The organism is uncultured Romboutsia sp. (assembly GCF_958366745.1).
In the GTDB taxonomy this organism is placed as follows: Bacteria; Bacillota; Clostridia; order Peptostreptococcales; family Peptostreptococcaceae; genus Romboutsia; species Romboutsia timonensis.
This window is the reverse complement of the sequence record NZ_CATXCO010000233.1, coordinates 1-3618: the sequence shown is the minus strand read 5'-3', so window position 1 is coordinate 3618 and position 3618 is coordinate 1. Positions and strand designations below refer to the sequence as shown.

The 3618-nt window shown below is 28.5% G+C and carries 4 protein-coding genes; 1 reads left to right on the top strand and 3 read right to left on the bottom strand.

Going from position 1 to position 3618, the window contains the following annotated elements; translation table 11 throughout:
* A partial coding sequence (locus Q5F54_RS11895; protein WP_302334491.1) for a protein phosphatase 2C domain-containing protein occupies positions 1 to 732 on the bottom strand: 732 nt, incomplete at its 3' end.
* A 117-nt stretch (positions 733 to 849) separates the two neighbouring features.
* Positions 850 to 1131 carry a hypothetical protein gene (locus Q5F54_RS11890; RefSeq protein ID WP_281538057.1) on the bottom strand — a complete coding sequence of 94 codons (282 nt, stop codon included), beginning with the start codon at positions 1129 to 1131 and terminating at the stop codon, positions 850 to 852.
* A gap of 193 nt (positions 1132 to 1324) precedes the next feature.
* Between Q5F54_RS11890 and Q5F54_RS11885 the strand changes: the two genes are divergently transcribed.
* Entirely contained in the window at positions 1325 to 3091 is a 1767-nt protein-coding gene (locus tag Q5F54_RS11885; protein ID WP_281538058.1) for a peroxiredoxin, read from the top strand.
* A gap of 59 nt (positions 3092 to 3150) precedes the next feature.
* Here Q5F54_RS11885 and Q5F54_RS11880 read toward each other — a convergent pair.
* Positions 3151 to 3618 (bottom strand): RNase H family protein (locus tag Q5F54_RS11880; protein WP_302334490.1); only part of this gene is annotated, 468 nt, incomplete at its 5' end.

Genomic DNA, 3618 nt, shown 5'->3' with positions numbered 1-3618 from the left:
ATCATGTGTTATATTTTTACTTATACTATTTAAATAATTAACATATGTATTAACTAGCCTAAATCTTGAAAAAATACTTTTATTATACTCCTGTAAAGTACTTTCTATACTATTAAATAAATCTAATTTATTCTTAAATGCATTTGAATAACCGTCAGTAAATAAAGCTATACTAATACTTTCATTTTCTTCTATTTTTTCTAATGAATACATTATATGTCTATACTCACCTTCTCTTCCCAAAGAGTCAACGGTTAAATTATTCCTAGTATTTATTACTACCTTATATTCATCTTTACTTTTTAATACTATATCCCCATCACCTAATTTTAAATATAATATAAAACTATCTGTTATTAAAACCGATAAAAGTGTTGTAGAATATTTTATATATTCTATCTTAAATACATTAGGATAATTTTTCTTATAGTGCTCTTCAACTAAAGATCTCCATCTAGATTCTATCTTCTTTTGAATTTCATAATTTATTAACTTTTCTTTTAATTTTTTTATGTCCATATCAAAATTTTCACTGAGAACCTCTATTGATGCTTTACATGCAAATCTAGCCCCCTCTAAACTATGCTTAAAAAAATCCGTACTATGACCATCTGCAACTGAGCATATAATATATTTATCATCTTCTTTATAATCAATATAATCTTGAGATTCAGAGCCTTTAACTAGATTCTTATACCCTATTACACTACTTTTAAATATATTAAATTTCATTGTATCCCCCTCCACTGCCTTTATAGTTATTTTTTATTAGAAAATTTTAAAAATTATAACAGGTTAAATAAAATTTTCATAAAAAAAAGACACAGCATAATCATATTTAGCTGTGTCTTAAGATATTTTTCGTTTCGCTTTAGTATGTGACTGTACTTTTTTAGTTTTTCTTACCGTTTTACTCTTCACAGATTTTTTAACCTTTTTAGAATAGAATATTGTTTTACTATCAACTAGAGTTAATGCTACTGTAAACCCTGCTGTTAATATAGTAAATAAAAGTAAATAAAAGTTTAATCTTATCGATATACCAACTACCGCATTTATTATCATCAGTGTAAGTGTTAAAGAAAAACATACAATAGCTGACATAATAAATATTTTCCATACTTTTTTCAAATTCTTCACCCCATATACCAACAATTATTTACATTGATTATATTATTAAATATATCAAATTTAGTTAAATATTTCAATTACTATTGTTTTTTTGGTAAAACAATCTTGAAATGTGATTATTTCATTGAGTAACAATCCTCCTTTATTATTAATACAATAAAAATAGATAAATTTTATATAAGGGGTGATTTATGTGGCAAGTCTTCCTAGTTTAGGGTCAAAAGCTCCGGACTTTAAAGCTAATACAACTAGTGGACCTATAAAGCTATCAGATTATACAGGTAAGTGGGTTGTATTATTTTCTCACCCTGGTGATTTTACACCAGTGTGTACAACAGAATTTTTATGTTTTACTAAATATTATGATGAGTTTAAAAAAAGAAATACAGAAATTATAGGACTTAGTGTTGATAGTAATAGTTCTCATCTTGCGTGGATATATAATATATTCCAATTTACAGGAATGGAAATTCCTTTTCCTATAATAGAAGATAGAGATATGTCTATAGCAAAACTTTATGGAATGATATCAGAACCTATGAGTAATACTTCTACAGTAAGATCTGTGTTTATTATAGATGATAAACAAATATTAAGAACAATTCTTTATTATCCTTTAACTACAGGTAGAAATATACCTGAAATATTAAGAATAATAGAAGCTTTACAGACTAGCGATAGAGATAATGTTGTAACACCTGCAAATTGGTTTCCTGGAATGCCAGTTATACTACCATATCCAAAAACTTATAAAGAATTAAAAAATAAAGTTAAAAAATGTAGCAACGCTAATTCTGATTATTCTTGTATGGATTGGTATCTTTGTTTTGTTCCAGATAAAAACTGTAAAAAAGATTCAAGTAAATCTAAAATTAAGACACCTAGTTCTAAAAATTCTAGACCTGAAATTACCAATCCAAAATTTCAGCCTGTAACTATTGACTACTGTCCTAATGTTAACCCTATAGTTATGGAATATGTATTAGGAAATCCAGAAAATGTTGATGCTCAACTTTTGGATGCTGTAATTTATGCTTTTGTTGAAATAAACCCTGATGGTACTTTATACGTTCCTACACCTAGGTTCTTAAGACAGCTAGTACAATTAAAATTAGAAAAACCAGCACTACAAGTAATAGCAGCTATAGGTGGTTGGGGAACAGAAGGTTTCTCTGATGCAGCTGCAACTCCAGCTTCTAGATATAATTTTGCTAGAGAAGCTAAAAAACTTATGAATCAATATGGTTTAGATGGTATAGACATAGACTGGGAATATCCAGGAAGCAGTGCAGCTGGTATAAAATCAAGCCCTCAAGATAGGGAAAATTTCACTTTATTGATTACTGCATTAAGAGACGTACTAGGAGATGATGCTTGGTTAAGCGTTGCAGGTACTGGTGATAGTGCTTATATAAGAAATAGTGCTGAGATAAATAAAATAGCTCCACTTATAACCTACTTTAACCTTATGAGTTATGACTTTACAGCAGGAGAAACAGGTGAAAATGCTAGAAAACATCAAGCTAATCTGTATCCATCAGATCTTTCATTACCTGGATACAGCGTTGATGATATGGTAAATAATCTTATTGAGGCTGGTATGCCATCAGAAAAAATATTACTTGGAGTACCTTTTTATGGTCGCTTAGGTGCTACTGTAACTAAATCTTATGATGATCTTAGAAAAGATTATATAAATAAAAATGGATATGAAATAGCCTTTGATAAACAAGCTCAAGTCCCTTACCTTGTAAAAGATGGTAAATTTGCAATGTCCTATGATAATGCACTATCTATTTTCTTAAAAGGACAATATGTTCTTAGAAACTGTCTTGGTGGAATATTTGCTTGGACATCAACTTATGACCAAGCAAATATTTTAGCAAAATATATGTATCAAAGTATTTATGATCCTGACGCATTAAAAAGTGAATTAGAGCAAGTATTTGGCCAATTCTAATCAACTTCAATAATTTAGTATAACAAAATAAAAAAGTCTTGCTTAATTTGCAAGACTTTTTATATTCCTATAGCAGCTTTTGCAAGCTTATCTGCCTCTTCATTATATCTATCACCACTATGAGCTTTAACCTTTATAAACTCTACATGTAATTTATCCTTTATACTATCATAAAACTTCTTATATTCTATAGTCCCTTCTTTATTAGCTTTCCATACACCAACACACCACTTTTCTATTCCTTCATAGTCAAAGTATAATTTTAAATATCTTATATTATTATCTATACAATATTTCATGGCCATTTTTGATGCTTCTATTTCTCCGGCTACATTTCTCATACCCACTAACGACTCTTCATTTCCTTTTATACTATATGTTTTTTCTACTATATCATTTCTTAATATAACCACGCCTGACCCATATTCTCTTATTGCATGTTCATAACTTCCATCTACATAAGCTTTAACAAAATCTCCATTTTCTACTTTAACATCTTTTTTAACACCCATATATTCATATGCTTC